General features: G+C 68.2%; 16 protein-coding genes and 1 tRNA gene. 8 read left to right on the top strand and 9 right to left on the bottom strand.

The window, feature by feature from the left end; genetic code table 11:
* Positions 1–3 precede the first annotated feature (3 nt).
* Both ilvC and miaA read right to left on the bottom strand, forming a co-directional pair.
* The gene (gene ilvC, locus SH591_RS02515) at positions 4–993 is read right to left on the bottom strand and encodes a ketol-acid reductoisomerase (RefSeq protein WP_324750381.1); all 990 of its coding nucleotides are present in this window, start codon (positions 991–993) and stop codon (positions 4–6) included.
* Positions 993–1,934 carry a tRNA (adenosine(37)-N6)-dimethylallyltransferase MiaA gene (gene miaA, locus SH591_RS02510; protein WP_324750380.1) on the bottom strand — a complete coding sequence of 314 codons (942 nt, stop codon included), beginning with the start codon at positions 1,932–1,934 and terminating at the stop codon, positions 993–995. Before miaA ends, ilvC begins: the two co-directional genes overlap by 1 nt.
* Between miaA and serB the strand changes: the two genes are divergently transcribed.
* Positions 1,927–2,805 (top strand): phosphoserine phosphatase SerB, encoded by an 879-nt coding sequence (serB, locus tag SH591_RS02505; protein ID WP_324750379.1) that lies wholly within the window; start codon positions 1,927–1,929, stop codon positions 2,803–2,805. The genes miaA and serB overlap by 8 nt on opposite strands.
* A gap of 10 nt (positions 2,806–2,815) precedes the next feature.
* Here serB and SH591_RS02500 read toward each other — a convergent pair whose 3' ends face one another.
* A complete protein-coding gene (locus tag SH591_RS02500) occupies positions 2,816–3,136 on the bottom strand; it encodes a hypothetical protein (protein WP_324750378.1) in 321 nt (106 codons plus the stop codon).
* Positions 3,137–3,210: 74 nt separating this feature from the next.
* Positions 3,211–4,155 carry an SPOR domain-containing protein gene (locus tag SH591_RS02495; RefSeq protein ID WP_324750376.1) on the bottom strand — a complete coding sequence of 315 codons (945 nt, stop codon included), beginning with the start codon at positions 4,153–4,155 and terminating at the stop codon, positions 3,211–3,213.
* A 179-nt stretch (positions 4,156–4,334) separates the two neighbouring features.
* Here SH591_RS02495 and SH591_RS02490 point away from each other — a divergent pair, with 179 nt between their 5' ends.
* The 3 genes from SH591_RS02490 to SH591_RS02480 are packed head-to-tail and all read left to right on the top strand — an operon-like array spanning position 4,335 to position 6,984.
* The gene (locus SH591_RS02490; protein WP_322830644.1) at positions 4,335–5,051 is read left to right on the top strand and encodes a ParA family protein; all 717 of its coding nucleotides are present in this window, start codon (positions 4,335–4,337) and stop codon (positions 5,049–5,051) included.
* Positions 5,052–5,066: 15 nt separating this feature from the next.
* Positions 5,067–5,669: a hypothetical protein gene (locus SH591_RS02485; RefSeq protein WP_324750374.1), complete on the top strand. Its 603-nt coding sequence runs from the start codon at positions 5,067–5,069 to the stop codon at positions 5,667–5,669.
* 13 nt (positions 5,670–5,682) lie between these two features.
* Entirely contained in the window at positions 5,683–6,984 is a 1,302-nt protein-coding gene (locus SH591_RS02480; protein ID WP_324750373.1) for an SPOR domain-containing protein, read from the top strand.
* 47 nt (positions 6,985–7,031) lie between these two features.
* Here SH591_RS02480 and SH591_RS02475 read toward each other — a convergent pair whose 3' ends face one another.
* From SH591_RS02475 to SH591_RS02460, 4 genes are all read right to left on the bottom strand, one after another.
* Entirely contained in the window at positions 7,032–7,967 is a 936-nt protein-coding gene (locus SH591_RS02475; protein ID WP_324750372.1) for an aspartate carbamoyltransferase catalytic subunit, read from the bottom strand.
* A gap of 41 nt (positions 7,968–8,008) precedes the next feature.
* The gene (locus SH591_RS02470) at positions 8,009–9,937 is read right to left on the bottom strand and encodes a S9 family peptidase (RefSeq protein ID WP_324750371.1); all 1,929 of its coding nucleotides are present in this window, start codon (positions 9,935–9,937) and stop codon (positions 8,009–8,011) included.
* 92 nt (positions 9,938–10,029) lie between these two features.
* Positions 10,030–10,491, bottom strand: a complete 462-nt coding sequence (gene ruvX, locus SH591_RS02465) for a Holliday junction resolvase RuvX (RefSeq protein ID WP_322830639.1) — start codon at positions 10,489–10,491, stop codon at positions 10,030–10,032.
* Positions 10,488–11,657: a DUF3089 domain-containing protein gene (locus SH591_RS02460; protein ID WP_324751316.1), complete on the bottom strand. Its 1,170-nt coding sequence runs from the start codon at positions 11,655–11,657 to the stop codon at positions 10,488–10,490. The genes ruvX and SH591_RS02460 overlap by 4 nt, the downstream gene beginning before the upstream one ends.
* Positions 11,658–11,785: 128 nt before the next feature.
* Between SH591_RS02460 and gatC the strand changes: the two genes are divergently transcribed.
* From gatC to gatB, 3 genes are all read left to right on the top strand, one after another.
* Positions 11,786–12,073, top strand: coding sequence for an Asp-tRNA(Asn)/Glu-tRNA(Gln) amidotransferase subunit GatC (gatC, locus tag SH591_RS02455; protein WP_324750370.1), 288 nt, complete (start codon positions 11,786–11,788; stop codon positions 12,071–12,073).
* The gene (gene gatA / locus SH591_RS02450) at positions 12,073–13,554 is read left to right on the top strand and encodes an Asp-tRNA(Asn)/Glu-tRNA(Gln) amidotransferase subunit GatA (RefSeq protein WP_324750369.1); all 1,482 of its coding nucleotides are present in this window, start codon (positions 12,073–12,075) and stop codon (positions 13,552–13,554) included. Before gatC ends, gatA begins: the two co-directional genes overlap by 1 nt.
* A 109-nt stretch (positions 13,555–13,663) precedes the next feature.
* Positions 13,664–15,145, top strand: coding sequence for an Asp-tRNA(Asn)/Glu-tRNA(Gln) amidotransferase subunit GatB (gatB, locus tag SH591_RS02445; protein ID WP_324750368.1), 1,482 nt, complete (start codon positions 13,664–13,666; stop codon positions 15,143–15,145).
* Between the two features lie 12 nt (positions 15,146–15,157).
* Here the strand turns inward: gatB and SH591_RS02440 are convergent, their stop codons facing one another.
* Positions 15,158–15,478: a hypothetical protein gene (locus SH591_RS02440; RefSeq protein ID WP_324750367.1), complete on the bottom strand. Its 321-nt coding sequence runs from the start codon at positions 15,476–15,478 to the stop codon at positions 15,158–15,160.
* 204 nt (positions 15,479–15,682) lie between these two features.
* On the opposite strand from SH591_RS02440, the gene SH591_RS02435 reads away from it, so the two are divergent.
* Positions 15,683–15,767 (top strand) — tRNA-Leu (locus tag SH591_RS02435).
* Positions 15,768–15,809: the final 42 nt, after the last annotated feature.

The following is a 15,809-nucleotide window of genomic DNA, read 5'->3' as shown; positions in this document are numbered from 1 at the left end:
ACCTCAGCCCGCAGGCGGCTTCAAGGCGCGCAGCCGCGCTCCGACCTCCTCGATCGGTTGTGCGGCGGCCTCGGCGCGCGAGCGCCTGAGGCGCGGATAGCCGGCTTCGGCGTCGGCGAGCAGTTCCTTGACGAAGCTGCCGCTGCGGACCTCGCGCAGGATGCGGCGCATCTCGGTGCGGGTCTCGGCCGTGACGATCCGGCTGCCGCCCTTCAGCGCGCCGAATTCGGCGGTATTGGAGATCGCTTCGCGCATCCCGGCAATGCCTCGCGCGTAGATCAGGTCGGCGATCAGTTTCACCTCGGTCAGGCATTCGAAATAGGCGATTTCGGGCGAGAAGCCGGCATCGGTCAGCGTCTCGAACCCGGCTTGGATCAATTCGGGGATCGCGCCCCACAGCACGGCCTGCTCGTTGAACAAATCGGCCTCGCATTCCTCGCCGAAGCTCGTCTCGAGCATGCCGATGCGGCCGCTGCCGAGCGCCGCCGCATAAGCGAGGGCGAGAGGGCGGGCGCCGCCGGTGGCATCCTGATGGACCGCGAACAGGGCGATCAGGCCGCTGCCCTTCACATATTCGTCGCGCAGCGCCGTACCGGGCCCCTTGGGAGCGACCAGGACGACGTCGAGATCGGCGCGCGGACGGATCAGATTGAAATGAACGCTGAGCCCGTGAGCGAAGACCAAAGCCGCGCCTTGGCGAAGGTGGGGCGCCAGCGCTTCGTCGTAGAGCCGCGCCTGGTCTTCGTCGGGAAGCAGCAGAACGGCGACGTCGCACCAGGCCGCGGCCTCGGCCGGAGTCGTCACGTCGAACCCGTCGTCGCGCGCCCTGGCGGCGCTCGGCGCGCCTTCGCGCAAGGCGATCCGCACCGCGCCGACGCCGCTGTCGCGCAGGTTGAGCGCCTGCGGCCGTCCCTGATTGCCGTAGCCGAACACCGCGACCTTCCTGTCGGCGATCGCTGCCGGGTCGGCATCCTGGTCGAAATAAGCGCGCATCAATCCCTCCCGGCGGCTGCGAGGCGCGCTACGGCATCCGCGACGCCCCCGCAATCGAGCGCATCGCAAAAACGCGGCCAATCCGCCGGCGGCTGGTGCGCGAACCAGGTATATTGGCGCTTGGCGTAGCGCCGCGTCGCCATCCGGCCCGCCGCCAGCGCGTCCTCCCGCTCGAGATCGCCGGCGAGGAAGGCCGCGATCTCCCGCACGCCGATCGCGCGCATCACCGGCAAAGCCGGGTCGAGGCCGCGGCCGACCAATACGCGCACTTCGGCGAGCCCATCTTCGCTCATCATGGTTTCGAAGCGGCGGTCGCAGCGTTCGTAGAGCCAGTCGCGCGGCGGCAGCAGGATCAGCGGCACGAGCCCGATGCGGTCCTTGATGCCGCCGACCTTTTCCTCCTGCCATTGCGCCAGCGGCCGCCCGGTCGAGCGGACGACTTCGAGCGCGCGGGCGACGCGGGTCGTATCGGTCGGGCGCAGCCGCGCCGCCGCGTCCGGGTCCTCGGCCGCGAGGGCGGCGTGCGATTCGGCGACCGGCAGGGCGCGGACTTGCGCGCGGATCTCCGGATCGATCGGCGGGACGGGCGCGATCCCTTCGAGCAGGGTGCGCAGATAGAGGCCAGTGCCGCCGACCAGGATCGGCAGCCGCCCGTCGCCATGCGTCTCGTCGATCGCGTCCCTGGCGTCGGCGGCCCAGTCCGCGGCCGAGCAGGGCAGGGCGCCGTCGCGCGTGCCGTAGAGACGATGCGGCGCGCGCGCCTCCTCGTCCGCGCTCGGCCGGGCCGAAACCAGGCAGAGATCGCGATAGACCTGGGCGCTGTCGGCATTGATGATCGTGCCGCGCGCACGCTCGGCGAGCGCCAGTGCCAGTGCGGACTTGCCGCTGGCCGTCGGCCCCGCAATAAGCGCGACCCTTGGTAAGGACGAAGACATGTTCATTGCGACCCTGATAGCAGCCCAGCGGCTTTCGAGCGGGGATATTTCTACCGCGGAGGACGCGCTGCGCGCCGCCGGCATCGAGCCGATGGGGCGGAGCTGGGTCCAGCAGGACCAGGCCTGCGACCTGCTCTTCTCGGCCGACCCCACCACCGCCCGCGGCGCGATCGAGGGGCTGTTCCGCGGCGTCGACACGATCGTCCAGGGCGAGGCGGGCCGCCGCAAGAAATTGCTGATCGCCGACATGGATTCGACGATGATCACGATCGAATGCATCGACGAGCTGGCCGATTATGCCGGGCTCAAGGCGGAGATTTCCGAAGTCACCGAGCGCGCGATGCGCGGCGAGATCGATTTCGAGGGCGCGCTGCGCGGCCGCGTCGCCCTGCTCCAGGGACTAGACGAGGCGATGATCGACCGCTGCCGCGCCGAGCGGGTGAAGCTCATGCCCGGCGCCAGGGCCTTGGTGCAGACGATGAAGCGCGACGGCGCCTACTGCCTGCTCGTTTCCGGCGGCTTCACGCGCTTTGCCGATCCGGTTGCCGAGGAGATCGGCTTCGACCGCGCGATCGCGAACAGGCTCGATATCGCGGCCGGCAGGCTCGTCGGAACGGTCGGCGAGCCGATCGTCGGCGCGGCGACCAAGCGCCAGGCGCTGATCGACGCGGCGGCCGCGCGCGGGATCGAACTCACTGACACGCTCGCGGTCGGCGACGGCGCCAACGACATTCCGATGATCGAGGCGGCCGGCCTCGGCGTCGCCTATCGCGCAAAGCCCAAGGTCGCCGCCGCAGCGCCGGCGCGAATCGAGTTCAACGATCTTACTGCCCTGCTGTTCGCGCAGGGCTATGCGCGGAGCGAGTGGGCGCAATAGCCCCCGCGCTTCAGGCGGCGGGGCGGCTCATGTCGGCGGTGATCGCGGCGAGGGCGAAGGCCACCGAACGCTCGCCGGTCTCGAACCCCAAGGCGATCCCGTCCGGCGCGAACGCGCGCACGACGGCGGCGATCGTCCCCGCTTCGGGATGATGCAGTTCGACCGCGGTGCCGAGCGGCGGCCGCGCGTTGGTCTCGAGGAAGGCGCCGACGGCGGAGATGTCGCGCAGGGCGGCCGGCGCCGGCTGGTCGGCGATCAGCACGCACATGCGGCGGCGCCGCCAGCGCGAGGCCATTGGCTGCGCATCGCTGAACTTCCGCTTTGCGCTCATCCCGCATTCCCCCGAATCCCTGTGTGGGCGCGAAAATAGCGACCGCCGGGATTAGGAATGATTAAGCGGCAGGGTTAAGGCGCGACAGGGAAACAGGCCTGGCCCGCGGCCTTGGCGGCGGCGCACAGCTTGTCGGCGGCGGCGCGGCTGGCGAGCGGCCCCACCCGGAGGCGGGTGAACTTGCCGGCCGCTTCGTAGCTCGGCTGCATGCCCGAAAGCGCCCCGATCTTCTTGCTCAGCGCCGCCCATTGGCCCTGCGCCGCGCTGGCGCTGCCATAAGCGCCGAGCTGGACGCGCCAGCCGCCGGCGACGGCCGGGGCAGGGGCCGGCTTGGGCGAAGCCGCGGCCGGCTTCGTGGCCGGCACCGCGCCGGCCACGCGCGCGGGCTTGGCGGCGGCGGCGGCATTGGCGCGCGCGACCTGCGCCGGCGTCGGCGATTTCGCGATGTCCGGGCGGTCGATCTGGGCGAGCAGGGCGATGCCCTTCTTGCGATCGCCTTCGGACATATATTTGTCCATCTGCGCCAGGCTCTCGGCGGCAGGGGCGAGGCCGGCCGAGGCAGCGCTGGTCATCAACGCGTAAGCGCGCGGCCAATCCTTGGCGACGACGTCGCCGTTGAACAAAGCGGTGCCGTACAGATAGCGCGCGCGCGGATTGCCGCGCTCGGCCGCTTTCTTGAGCAGGGGCATGGCCGCGGAGCGATTGCCGTTCTGAAACATGATGACGGCGAGATTGGCCTGGGCCTGCTCATGCTTCTGCGCCGCGGCCTTCTCGAACCAGCTCTGCGCGATCTTGAGGTCCTGCGGGACGCCGAGCCCGAGCTTATAGGCCTGGCCCATATTGAACTGCGCGTCGGCATTGCCCTTGTCGGCGAGCGGGCGCCATTCCTTGACCGCGCCGACATAATTCTTGGCCTGCCACAGGTCGACGCCCGTCTTGACGTCCGCGGCGGCCGGGACGGAGGCAAAGGCGGCCAGCATCGTTGCGGCAACGATCCACGAACGGCGTTCCAACTTCATATGATCCTCCCCCACGGGCGCTGTAGCTCCGCATCCCTACGCCAGAAGCGTTAACGCGTTCTTTAGATAAAAATCAGAGTGTTGGCCATGGCCAGCCTGCGGGGGAAGCCTGAGTTAACCAGATTTTAGCAGCCACGGGCGCATTTCGTCGGGCTGAAGTACGAGATCGAGGGGAAAACATGCGCGTTCTGGCACTGTCGTCGCAAAAAGGCGGGTCCGGCAAGACGACGCTTTCCGGCCATCTGGCCGTGCAGGCCCAGCTCGCCGGCCAGGGTCCCGTCTGCCTGATCGACATCGACCCGCAGGGCTCGCTGGCCGATTGGTGGAACGAGCGCGAATCCGAAATGCCGGCTTTCGCCCAGACCACGGTGGCCCGCCTCGCCGCGGACCTCGAGGTGCTGCGGCAGCAGGGCTTCCGACTCGCCGTCATCGATACTCCGCCGGCGATCACCATGGCGATCCAGAGCGTCATCCAGGTTGCCGAGCTGATCGTTATCCCGACCAGGCCGAGCCCGCACGATCTGCGCGCCGTCGGCGCCACCGTCGATCTCTGCGAGCGCGCCGGAAAGCCGCTCATCTTCGTCGTCAACGCGGCGACGCCCAAGGCCAAGATCACCTACGAAGCCGCCGTCGCTCTCTCGCAGCACGGCACGGTCGCTCCCGTCACGCTCCATCACCGCACCGATTATGCCGCCTCGATGATCGACGGCCGCACGGTCATGGAGGTCGATCCCAAGGGCAAGTCGGCCAACGAGGTCCGCGAGCTCTGGGATTACATCTCCGACCGGCTCGAGAAGAATTTCCGCCGCACCGTCTTTGCCGCACCCGGCGCGATGCCGATGCAGGCCGTCGCGCCGCGCCCCGCCGGGGGCTTTGGTCGTCGGGTCGTCGGTTAAACGGAGCGTTGCGTGATGAGTGAACCCAGGACTTTCGCCTCGCTGTCGTCCGGCCTGCTCGCCCGCAAGGGTGCAGCCAAGCCGGCCATGCGTCCACAGGGCTTCGGCCAGATGGGCATGGGATTAGAAGATCTCGGCTGGAACGACATGGGCTACGCCGCCGGCGCGCCCGAATTCGATCCGCACCCGCAGGAAATCGAACGCGTCCCGAGCAAGATTTCGGCGCTGACGCCGGCGCCGCGCGGTGCCTCCGAGCAGAGCGAGGAGCAAGCGCCGCCTCAGGTCGTCGAGCAGCAGCGCGCGATCGCCGCCAGCTTCGGCGACGAGGAGCCGGTCGAGGCGGACGAACCACAGTCGACCGCCGCCGTGGTGCCGATGGCGCCGCGCCGTCGCGCCGCACCGGCTCGTGCCAAGGATGAGATGCCGGCGAGGGCCAAGGCGGCCTTCACGCTGCGCCTCGATCCCGACCGGCATCTGCGCCTGCGCCTCGCCGGCGCGATGACGCGCCGTTCGGCCCAACATATCGTCAGCGAGGCGCTCGACAATTTCCTCGAGACGCTGCCCGAGCTCGACACGGTGGCCAAGCAGCTGCCGGCCCAGGCGGGCAAGCGGAACTAGCGGAGTGAATGGCATGAACAATATGGCAGTGAAGATCGCCGCTTCGGGCCTCCTCCTCGGGGTGACCACGATCGGCTGCACGCCGAGCAGCCAGGTGCGTCCCGTGAACCTGTCCGCCAAGGCGCCCAAGGCCGGCCAGGGTGCCCCGAAGGCTTATGCGCTCGCCGAGCAGGCGATGCGCCAGGGCGATTTCGCGACCGCTCTCACCCATGCCGAAAATGCCGTGGCGGCCGCGCCCAACGATGTCGGCTACCGCATGTCGCTCGCCGATATCTATCTGAAGAACGGGCGTTTCGCCTCCGCCGAGACGACCTTCTCAGACGTTCTGACGCTCAATCCGGGCAATGTGCGCGCCACGCTGAACCTCGCTTTGGTCCAGATCGCGCTGGGCAAGAATTACGCCGCCATCGTCCAGATCGACCGCCTGGCGGGCAGCGCTCCAGCCGGCGACGTCGGTCTCGCTTATGCGCTTGCCGGCCAGCCGCAGCGTGCGATCGAGATGCTCGAGACCGCCGCGCGCGAGCAGAATGCCGACGGACGCACCCGCCAGAATCTGGCCTTGTCCTACGCCCTCGCCGGCGACTGGGAGAAGGCTCGCGTCACCGCGGCGCAGGACATTTCTCCGGCCGAACTCAATGACCGCCTGTCGCAGTGGGCGAGCTTTGCCCAGCCGACCGCCGCCTGGACCCAGGTTGCCGGCCTGCTCGGCGTGACGCCGGCCGAGGATCTCGGCCAGCCGACCCGACTCGCGCTCGCGCCGGTTGTTTCGCCGGACGTGCAGCTTGCCGCCGCTCCGGCGCCTGCGCCGGTCGAGGTCGCCCAGGCCGAAACCCAGCCGCCGGCTTCCGAGCCGGTCCCGGCATCCATTTACGCCGCCGCCGCCCAGTCGCTGGTCGTGCCGGCCGCGCCGGTGATCCAGGCCTCGGCCGAAATCGCCCCGGCCCCGATCCCGGCCTTCGTGCCGCGCAAGGCGCCGCGCATTGCCGGCGCGATGCAGATGAAGGCCGAGCGCGCCGCGAAGACCGGCCGCTATGTCGTGCAGATCGGCGCCTACCGGTCGGCCGGACAGGTCGAAACCGCCTGGACGCGCGCGCACAAGCGCTACGACCTGGCAGAGCTCGAGCCGCTCAGCACCACCGTCTCCATTCCGGGCCGCGGCACGTTCCATCGCCTGTCGGTCTCGGGCTTCGAGACTCCGCGCGAAGCGTCGCAGGTCTGCGGCACGATCCGCGCCAAGGGCGGCGCCTGCTTCGTCCGCGTCACCGCGGGCGACGCGCCGGTGCGCTGGGCCTCGCGCAACGCGCGCACCGCCTGAACTGACACTTCAATTATGGGGCAGGGGCGGCTTCGGCCGCCCCTTTTTCATGCGTCGCGGCGGGTGCGCGTCAGCACGTCGAGGCAGGCCATGCGCACGGCCACGCCCATCTCGACCTGCTCGAGGATGACCGAGCGCTCGGGGTCGTCGGCGACGTCCCCGTCGATCTCGACACCGCGATTCATCGGGCCCGGGTGCATGACGATGGCGTGGGGCGCGGCCAGCGCCAGCCGGGCGCGCGTCAGCCCGTAGAGGCTGTGATAGTCGCCGAGCGAGGCGGAGACCGCTTCTTCCATCCGCTCGCGCTGGATGCGCAGCATCATGACGACGTCGGCACCGGCGACGCCTTGCTCGAAGTCGGTGAAGGCCTCGACTCCGACCGGCAGTTTGTCCGGCAGCAACGCTTCCGGACCCACGATCCGCACTTCGGCGCCCAGAGCGGGCAGCGAGCGCAGGTTCGAGCCGGCGACCCGGCTGTGGCGGACGTCGCCGCAGATCGCGATCTTCAGGCCCTCGATCCGGCCGAAGCGGCGGCGAATGGTGAGCGCGTCGAGCAGGGCCTGGGTCGGATGCTCGCCGCGGCCGTCGCCGGCATTGATCACCGGGCAGCCCATCACGGCCGCAACGTCGCGGGCCGCGCCATTGGCCTCGTGGCGGATGACGAGCACGTCGGGGCGCATCGCGTTCAGCGTCAGCGCCGTGTCGATCAGGCTCTCGCCCTTCTTCACGCTGGAGGCGGCGACGTGGAAGTTGGCGACCTGCGCGCCGAGCCTCTTGCCGGCAATCTCGAACGAGAAGAGCGTGCGGGTTGAGTTTTCGAAGAAGGCGTTGACCTGGGTGAGGCCGGTAAGGCGGCTATCCTGCTTGCGCGCGCCGCGATTGAATTCGACCCACTGCTCGGCCTCGTCGAGGAGAAAGCGGAGATCGTCTGCGGAAAGGCCCTCGATGCCGAGGAGGTGGCGGTGCGGAAAGGCTGTGGACATCGAGCTTCGCTCTAGGGCCACAGCCTTCCCGCCTCAAGCCGTCAGCTGCCCGCCTTCAAATGGGTGTCGAGGAATTTGCGATAGGCTTCCGACGCCGAAACCCGGTTGGCCTTGCGCAGGAAGCCGTGGCCCTCGTCCGGAAAGACGAGATATTCGACCGGGACGTTGTTCGCCTTCACCGCCGCGACAAGCTCGTCGCTCTCGACCTTCAGCACGCGCGGATCGTTCGCGCCCTGCACCACCAGCAGCGGCTTGACGATATTCTTGGCGTGGAACAGCGGCGAGATTCGGCGGTGGCGCTCGGCGTCGGTCTTGGGATCGCCCATCTCGTCATAGAGCGACTCGCGGAACGAGGCCCACCAGGGCGGGATCGACTCGAGCGTGCGGACCCAATTGGTCACGCCGAAGATGTCGATGCCCGCGTCGAACACCTGCGGCTCGAACGCCAAAGCCGCGGCGACCATGTAACCGCCATAGGAGCCGCCGACGATGCCGATCGCGTCGTCGGACACCCAGTCGAGCCCCTGGAGGAAGGCCTTGGACGCGACCACGTCCTTCAGATCGACGTCGCCATGCTTTTTGTCGTCGAGGTGGAAGAAGGTCTTGCCGTAGCCCGACGAGCCGCGATTGTTGATCGCGTAGACCGCGTAGCCGTTGTTCACGAGGTGCTGGATCTGGGCCGAATAGCCGCGCCGGCTCTGGCCGCCCGGCCCGCCATGGACCCAGACCAAAGCCGGTACCTTGTTGGTCGCGCTCGCCTCGCGCGGCTTGTAGAGAATGCCGGGCACTTCGAGGCCGTCATAGCTCTTGAAGCGCGCCACCGTCGCCTCGACCAGCTGGTTCTCGTCGATCGCCGGGTTGAGCGCCGTGGTGAGACGCCGCGCCTGGCCGGTGGCGAGGTCGGCGACGAAGATATCGGACGGCGACGTATCGGAGGCGACCGTGAAGGCGATCCTCTTCTCGTCCCGGTCGAAGCGGACCGCGCCGACGTCGCCTTCGGGCAGGCCCTTGAGCGCGACGACCTTCCCATTCTTGTCCTGAATGGTGAGCCTGGTCGACCCGTCCGCGTTGAGCGCCGAGATGCGGTAGCGGCCCGAGGGCGAGTAGGAGACGGCCATCACGTCCCAGTCGGCCGCGATCATCGGCTTCTCCGCGCCGGTCGCGATGTCATAGGCCCAGGCCTGGTTGAACTCGCCGGCTTCGTTGGTGGCGTAGACGAGCGTCTTGCCGTCGGGCGTGAAATCGTAGACGCCGTAGCTGACATTGCCCTCATGCGGGGTCAGCAGCTTGGGCGCGCCGCCGGCGGCAAGATCGACCAGATAGAGGTTGTTGTCGGCGCTGGTCCGTTCCTTCACCAGAGCGACGTAGCGACCGTCGCTGCTGATCGCGCCGACCGCATAGCCGTCATTCTGGAAGACCGGCTTCTTGGCGTAGGTGGCGGCATCATAAGCGTAGATGTCGAACATCTTCGGGTCGCGCTCGTTGCTGGTCAGCCAGAAGGTCTTGCCGTCCGCGCTCCAGCCGAGGAAATCGGCCTTGACCTTGTCGCCGGGCGTCAGGTCGCGAACCGTCCCGTCGGCCAGCCGCACATAGACATGGCTGAGCTCGTTGCCGCCCTGGTCCGAAGTGAACAGGATGCGGTCGTCCTTCGGAAAGTAGCTGGCGGGAAAGATCGCATTGTCCTTCGATCCGGTCAGCATCGCCGGCGCGCCGCCCGAGACGGGCAGGGCGTAAGCATTGAACACGCCCGATTTGTCGCTGCGCACCAGGATCGATTTGCCGTCGGCCGAGAAACCGAAGCCGGCCGGCGCGGCGAGCCCGAAGGCGGTGGTGTCGTAAAAGGCCTGCGCCGAGTAACGCGGCAGCTGGGACGGGGCGGGGGCCGTTGCCTGCGCGGAAGTCTGGGCGTGGGCCACGCCGCCGAGCGCGAAGCTGGCGGATGCGAGCAAAAGGGCTGTCGTGAAGCGCATGGTTCCTCCCCCGTGTGTTATCTGACTATATCAGTAACATCAGGCCGAGGCTAAGGCCAGCGCAAAGCTGTCGTCTAATGATCCCCGAAGGGTCAGCCCATCGTCAGGCCGTCGATCGCGCCCTGCAGGATGTAGGCCGCGGCCATCTTGTCGACCAGCTCGGCGCGGCGGGCCCGGCTGGCGTCGGCGTCGAGCAGGGTGCGGGTCACGGCCTGGGTCGACCAGCGCTCGTCCCACAGCAGGACCGGCAGGCCGAGCGAATCGAGATTGCGGGCGAAGGCGCGGGTGGACTGGGTACGGGGACTGTCGCTGCCGTCGAGGTTGAGCGGGAGCCCGACGACGATCCCCGTCACGTTCTGGGCCGCCGCCAGCGCTTTCAGCCTGGCGAGATCGGCCGTGAACTTGGTCCGCTTGATGAGCTCGGCGGCGGTCGCGATCGTCCAGCCCGAATCGCACAAGGCAACGCCGATCGTCTTGGTTCCGACATCGAGCCCGAGCAGGCGGCCGCCCATGGGCAGCGCCTCGCGAAATTCGCCGAGGGCGCTGGTGATCATGATTGGTGGAACTTCGTCAGCCGCGCCTCGGCGTCGGCGCGCAAATTCGCCCAGAACAAAGCGTAATCGTAGACGTGGTAATTGTTGCCCGGCAGCACATAGGGGCCGAGCTCGGGATCGTCCTCGCCGATCAGCAGGAAGCCGCGAACGTCGCAGCGCGCCGGCACCGCCGCCTTGACCAGCTTGGCCTGGGTGAGATCGCCGTTGGGCACCAAAGTGCCGAGATTGCGCTCCGGGCCGGCCGCGCCGCCGGCGGCGCCGGTCAGCGGATTGACGCACAGCATCGGCGAACCGACGCGCGGCGTGCCGTCGGGCGCGACCGAGGCGTCGTAGACGTCGGTCACCATCTTAGGGTCGGCCGGTTCGGCAAAGCTTTGGAAGGCGACGATGCATCCGGCCTGGTCGCTGGTCTCGCAGGCGGGCAGGCCGAGCGTCTTCAAGTCGGCGGTGACCGAAACCGGCCAGCCGATCACATAGGCGGCGGCGATGCGCTTCGCCTCCGGCCGCCCCGCGATCCGCTCGCGCAGCAGGCGGGTGAGGTGCAGGCTGCCCTGGCTGTGCGCCGCGAGGATGATCGGGCGGTCGGCGGGCGCCTCCTTCAGGAACGCCTCGAACGCGGCGAGCACGTCCCTGTAGGCAAAGGCGAGCGCCTTTTGGGCGTCCTCGTGGCTGGTCAGGAAGGCGCCGAACGTCGCCTGGCGATATTTCGGCGCCCAGATCGCGCCAATGCCGTTGAAGGCGCTCGCCTGGCTGCGCACGAACAAAGCCGCGCGCTGCTGGGAATCGGGGTGGTCGAGCGGCGCGTTCCAGTGCGAGCGCTCCAGATAGGAGGTCGGATGGACGAAGAAGACCGAGGCCTTGGGCGGCGTCGGCGGCGCGGCCGGTTCGGCGGACGGTTCCGGCGCGTCGCCCTGCGGCTCGGAGTCGGCCGGGCCGAAACCCTCGGGCAGCCACAAGGCCGGATTGTCGGCGATGTCGGGCCGTGCGATCCACATCGCGGCGTCGGCATAGGTCGGGCCCTCGGGCGGAGCGGCCTCCTCCTCGAACGCGATGGTCGGCACCATCGTCGCCTTCATCAGGTCCATCTGGAAGATGCGATAGGCAATCGCGCCGGCGATGACCAAGATCGTCAGCCCCGCAACCACCCACAGAAAACGCCGCGCCAGCATCAGTCTCTCCGAACAAACGAGGTGCGCTCCAACAGCATGCCGCCGCATCTTTCAAGTCGGGATTGCCGGCGGGAGTGGCAGAAGCGGATTGAAGCGCCCGCGGGCGGATGCTAGCGGCCCTGTCCATGTCCGTCGACACCGCAACCGTCCGCCATATCGCCAAGCTCGCCCGGCTCGCCGTCACCGACGCCGAGGTCGAGGCCCTGGTGCCCGAACTCAACAACATTCTCGGCTGGGTCGAGCAGCTGCGCGAGGTCGACGTCGACGGCGTCGAGCCGATGACCGCAGTCATCGCCAACCAGCTGCGCCTGCGCGACGACGTCGTCTCCGACGGCGGCAAGCGCGACGAGGTGCTCGCCAATGCGCCCGTCGCCGAACATGGCTTCTTCGCCGTTCCCAAGGTTATCGAATAGTGAGCAATCTGACCGATCTCGGCATCGCGGGTCTCCGCGACGGCTTCCGCAACGGCGACTTCTCGGCGCGCGAGGCGGCCGACGCCTTCAACAATGCGGTGGAGAAGGGGCGTGCGCTGAACGCCTTCATCGTCGAAACCCCCGACCATGCGATCGCCGCGGCCGAAGAGGCCGACCGCGATCGCGGTCAGGGCGAGTTCAAGCCGCTGGCCGGTGTGCCGCTCGGCATCAAGGATTTGTTCGCGACCAAGGGCGTCCAGACCGCCTCGGCGAGCAAGATCCTGGAGGGCTTCAAGCCGACCTACGATTCGACGGTGAGCGGCAAATTGCTCGCCGCCGGCGCCGGCATGCTCGGCAAATTGAATATGGACGAATTCGCGATGGGCTCCTCGAACGAGACCAGCGCGTTCGGCAACGTCATCTCGCCGTGGCGCCGCAAGGACGGCGGCAATGCCGCTTTGACCCCGGGCGGCTCGTCGGGCGGCTCTGCGGCCGCGGTCGCGGCCCGCATCGTCCCCGGCGCCACCGGCACCGACACCGGCGGCTCGATCCGCCAGCCCGCCGCCTTCGTCGGCATCAGCGGCATCAAGCCGACCTACGGGCGCTGCTCGCGCTGGGGCATGGTGGCCTTCGCCTCGTCGCTCGACCAGGCCGGCCCGATGGCGCGCGACGTGCGCGACTGCGCGATCATGCTCGAAGTGATGAGCGGCTTCGATCCCAAGGACTCGACCTCGCTCAACCTCGAGGTCCCCAAGTGGGAGCAGAACCTCTCCAGCGACATTCGCGGCAAGCGCATCGGCATCCCGAAGGAATATCGGATCGACGGCGTTCCGGCCGAAATCGACGCGGTGTGGGAGCAGGGCATCCAGTGGATGCGCGACGCCGGCGCCGAGATCGTCGAGGTCTCGCTGCCGCACACCAAATATGCGCTGCCGACCTACTACATCATCGCGCCGGCCGAGGCGTCTTCGAACCTCGCCCGCTATGACGGCGTGCGCTACGGCCAGCGCGTCGCGCCGGAAAATGGCAGCCTCGACGACATGTACAGGGCGACCCGCGCCGCCGGTTTCGGCGCCGAGGTGAAGCGCCGCATCATGATCGGCACCTACGTGCTCTCGGCGGGCTTCTACGACGCCTATTTCAACCAGGCGCAGAAGGTGCGGGCGCTGATCGCGCGCGACTTCGCCCGCGTGTTCGAGGACGTCGACCTGCTGCTGACCCCGACCGCGCCGTCGGCGGCGTTTGGGCTCGGCGAAAAGATGGATGATCCGCTCGCCATGTATCTGAACGACGTGTTCGCGGTTCCCGCGAGCCTCGCCGGCCTTCCGGCCATGTCGGTCCCGGCCGGGCTCGACGGGCAGGGGCTGCCGCTCGGGCTGCAACTGATCGGCCGCGCGCTCGACGAGCAGAGCGTGCTCAACGCGGCACTGGCGTTCGAGGAACGGGCCGGCTTCGTCGCCCGTCCGGAGGCATGGTGGTGAGCATGATCCGGCTCGCGCCGTTCGCCCTGAGCCTGTCGAAGGGCTCTTCTTCTTCTCTTCCTAAGGAAGGGCAGGGCTTCGACAGGCTCAGCCCGAACGGGATCTCGCTATGAGCAGCTATCGCATTCAGGGCGCCACCGGCGAATGGGAGGTCGTGATCGGCCTCGAAGTCCATGCCCAGGTGACTTCCAACGCCAAGCTCTTCTCGGGGGCGTCGACCGAGTTCGGCGCCGAGCCCAATACCCAGGTGAGCCTGGTCGATGCGGCGATGCCGGGCATGCTGCCCGTGCCCAACCAGGAGTGCGTCCGCCAGGCGGTGCGCACCGGCATGGCGCTCGACGCGCAGATCAATCCCTGGTCGCGCTTCGACCGGAAGAACTATTTCTACGCGGACCTTCCGCAGGGCTACCAGATCTCGCAGCTCTACCACCCCATCGTGGGCGAGGGCGCGATCGAGATCATCCTGGACGAGAAGGATGAAAGCTCGGCCAAGACGATCGGCATCGAGCGCATCCATATCGAGCAGGATGCCGGCAAGCTGATGCACGACCAGCATCCGAGCTTCTCCTATGTCGATCTCAACCGCTCGGGCGTCGCCTTGATGGAGATCGTCTCCAAGCCCGACATGCGCAGCCCCGAGGAAGCCGGCGCCTATGTGCGCAAGCTGCGCTCGATCCTGCGCTATGTCGGCTCGTGCGACGGCAACATGGAACAGGGCTCGATGCGCGCCGACGTGAACGTGTCGGTGCGCAAGCCCGGCGAGCCGTTCGGCACCCGCACCGAGACCAAGAACGTCAATTCGGTCCGCTTCATCATGGCGACCATCGAATATGAGGCGAACCGCCAAGTCGACGTGCTCGAGAGCGGCGGCGAAATCGTCCAGGAAACCCGCTTGTTCGACCCGGACAAGGGCGAGACGCGGTCGCTGCGCTCCAAGGAGGACGCGCACGATTATCGCTATTTCCCGGATCCGGACCTGCTGCCGCTGGAATTGAGCGACGCGTTCCTCGCCGAATGCCGTGAGAGCTTGCCCGAGCTGCCCGACGCCAAGCGCCGCCGCTACGAGCAGGAGCTGGGCCTTTCCGCCTACAATGCCTCGGTGCTGACCGCCGACGTCACGACGGCGCGCTGGTTCGAGGAATTGCTCGCCGCCACCGGCAAGGCCGGGCCCGAAATCGGCAAGGCCGCGTCCAACTGGGTGATCTCGGACCTGTTCGGCGCTCTCAATCGCCTCGGCCGCGACATCACCGACAGCCCGGTCTCGCCGCAGCAGGGCGCCGAGTTGCTGAGCTTGGTCGCCGACGGCACGTTGTCAGGGACGCTCGCCAAGCAGGTGTTCGAGATCATGCTCGAGACCGGACAGGATCCGGGCGCGATCGTGGAAGAGCGCGGCCTCAAGCAGACCTCCGACACCGGCGCGATCGAGGCGGTGATCGCCGACGTTCTTGCCAAGAATCCCGGCCAGCTCGAGCAGTATCGCGGCGGCAAGGAGGCTTTGTTCGGCTTCTTCGTCGGCCAGACGATGAAGGCGATGGGCGGCAAGGCCAACCCGGCTGTGGTCAACGAACTGCTGAAGAAGGCGCTGGGCTAAGCCCGGCGCCGTTCAGAACGACCGGGCCGAGCGCGCCTGGTCGATCGCTTCCTCGAACGCTTCGCGGGCGTCGTCCTCGATCCCGGTGCCCGAGAGGGTCTCGCGCTCGGACGGGCTACGGGAGAAGTCGTAGGCGAGGCGCGGATCGCGGTCGTCGAGCAGGGTCGCGACGTCGATCGAGAGCCGCGGCTCCTCGCTGCGGATGTCGCGGCTGATGAGGACGCTGCCGTCCGCCTCGCGCGTGATCAAAGGTTCCGGCCGCTGCGGCGCTGCGGCCTGGGCGGTTGCGGCAAGGCTGCAGGCCAGCGCGATCGCGATCGTCAGGTTTCGCATGAAGTCCTCCGCTGGCCTCAACATGCGAGCATGCTTTTCAGTTGCAGCGGCCGCGCGCAAGGGGCGCGGAGCGCGTGCCCCGGTCTGGGACGGGGCGGGGACAACCGGTTTCCGCGGCCGCCGCGCCCCGTACCCGCACGCTCGCTGGCAATGCGCTTGCCCTCGGCCGTCACCCTGCTATAGACCCGCGCGACCGGCGGCCCGGCGGGCGTGGCGGAACTGGTAGACGCGCTTGGTTTAGGTCCAAGTATCGCAAGATGTGGGGGTTCGAGTCCCTTCGCCCGCACCAGCTTCGTCCCGCAAGGACGAAGTGCCGCTAACACGAATTTCC

It is taken from the genome of Sphingomonas sp. LY54 (assembly GCF_035594035.1).
Lineage (GTDB): Bacteria > Pseudomonadota > Alphaproteobacteria > Sphingomonadales > Sphingomonadaceae > Allosphingosinicella.
This window is presented reverse-complemented; position numbering and strand designations above follow the sequence as displayed.

Bases quoted from the DNA above. Each gene is read 5' to 3' on its own strand.
- ilvC (WP_324750381.1), bottom strand. From the start codon at position 993: ATGCGCGCTTATTTCGACCAGGATGCCGACCCGGCAGCGATCGCCGAC.
- SH591_RS02480 (WP_324750373.1), top strand. From the start codon at position 5,683: ATGAACAATATGGCAGTGAAGATCGCCGCTTCGGGCCTCCTCCTCGGG.
- SH591_RS02495 (WP_324750376.1), bottom strand. From the start codon at position 4,155: ATGAAGTTGGAACGCCGTTCGTGGATCGTTGCCGCAACGATGCTGGCC.
- SH591_RS02485 (WP_324750374.1), top strand. From the start codon at position 5,067: ATGAGTGAACCCAGGACTTTCGCCTCGCTGTCGTCCGGCCTGCTCGCC.
- SH591_RS02475 (WP_324750372.1), bottom strand. From the start codon at position 7,967: ATGTCCACAGCCTTTCCGCACCGCCACCTCCTCGGCATCGAGGGCCTT.
- ruvX (WP_322830639.1), bottom strand. From the start codon at position 10,491: ATGATCACCAGCGCCCTCGGCGAATTTCGCGAGGCGCTGCCCATGGGC.
- gatB (WP_324750368.1), top strand. From the start codon at position 13,664: ATGAGCAGCTATCGCATTCAGGGCGCCACCGGCGAATGGGAGGTCGTG.
- SH591_RS02490 (WP_322830644.1), top strand. From the start codon at position 4,335: ATGCGCGTTCTGGCACTGTCGTCGCAAAAAGGCGGGTCCGGCAAGACG.
- gatC (WP_324750370.1), top strand. From the start codon at position 11,786: ATGTCCGTCGACACCGCAACCGTCCGCCATATCGCCAAGCTCGCCCGG.
- SH591_RS02440 (WP_324750367.1), bottom strand. From the start codon at position 15,478: ATGCGAAACCTGACGATCGCGATCGCGCTGGCCTGCAGCCTTGCCGCA.
- serB (WP_324750379.1), top strand. From the start codon at position 1,927: ATGTTCATTGCGACCCTGATAGCAGCCCAGCGGCTTTCGAGCGGGGAT.
- SH591_RS02500 (WP_324750378.1), bottom strand. From the start codon at position 3,136: ATGAGCGCAAAGCGGAAGTTCAGCGATGCGCAGCCAATGGCCTCGCGC.
- miaA (WP_324750380.1), bottom strand. From the start codon at position 1,934: ATGAACATGTCTTCGTCCTTACCAAGGGTCGCGCTTATTGCGGGGCCG.
- SH591_RS02470 (WP_324750371.1), bottom strand. From the start codon at position 9,937: ATGCGCTTCACGACAGCCCTTTTGCTCGCATCCGCCAGCTTCGCGCTC.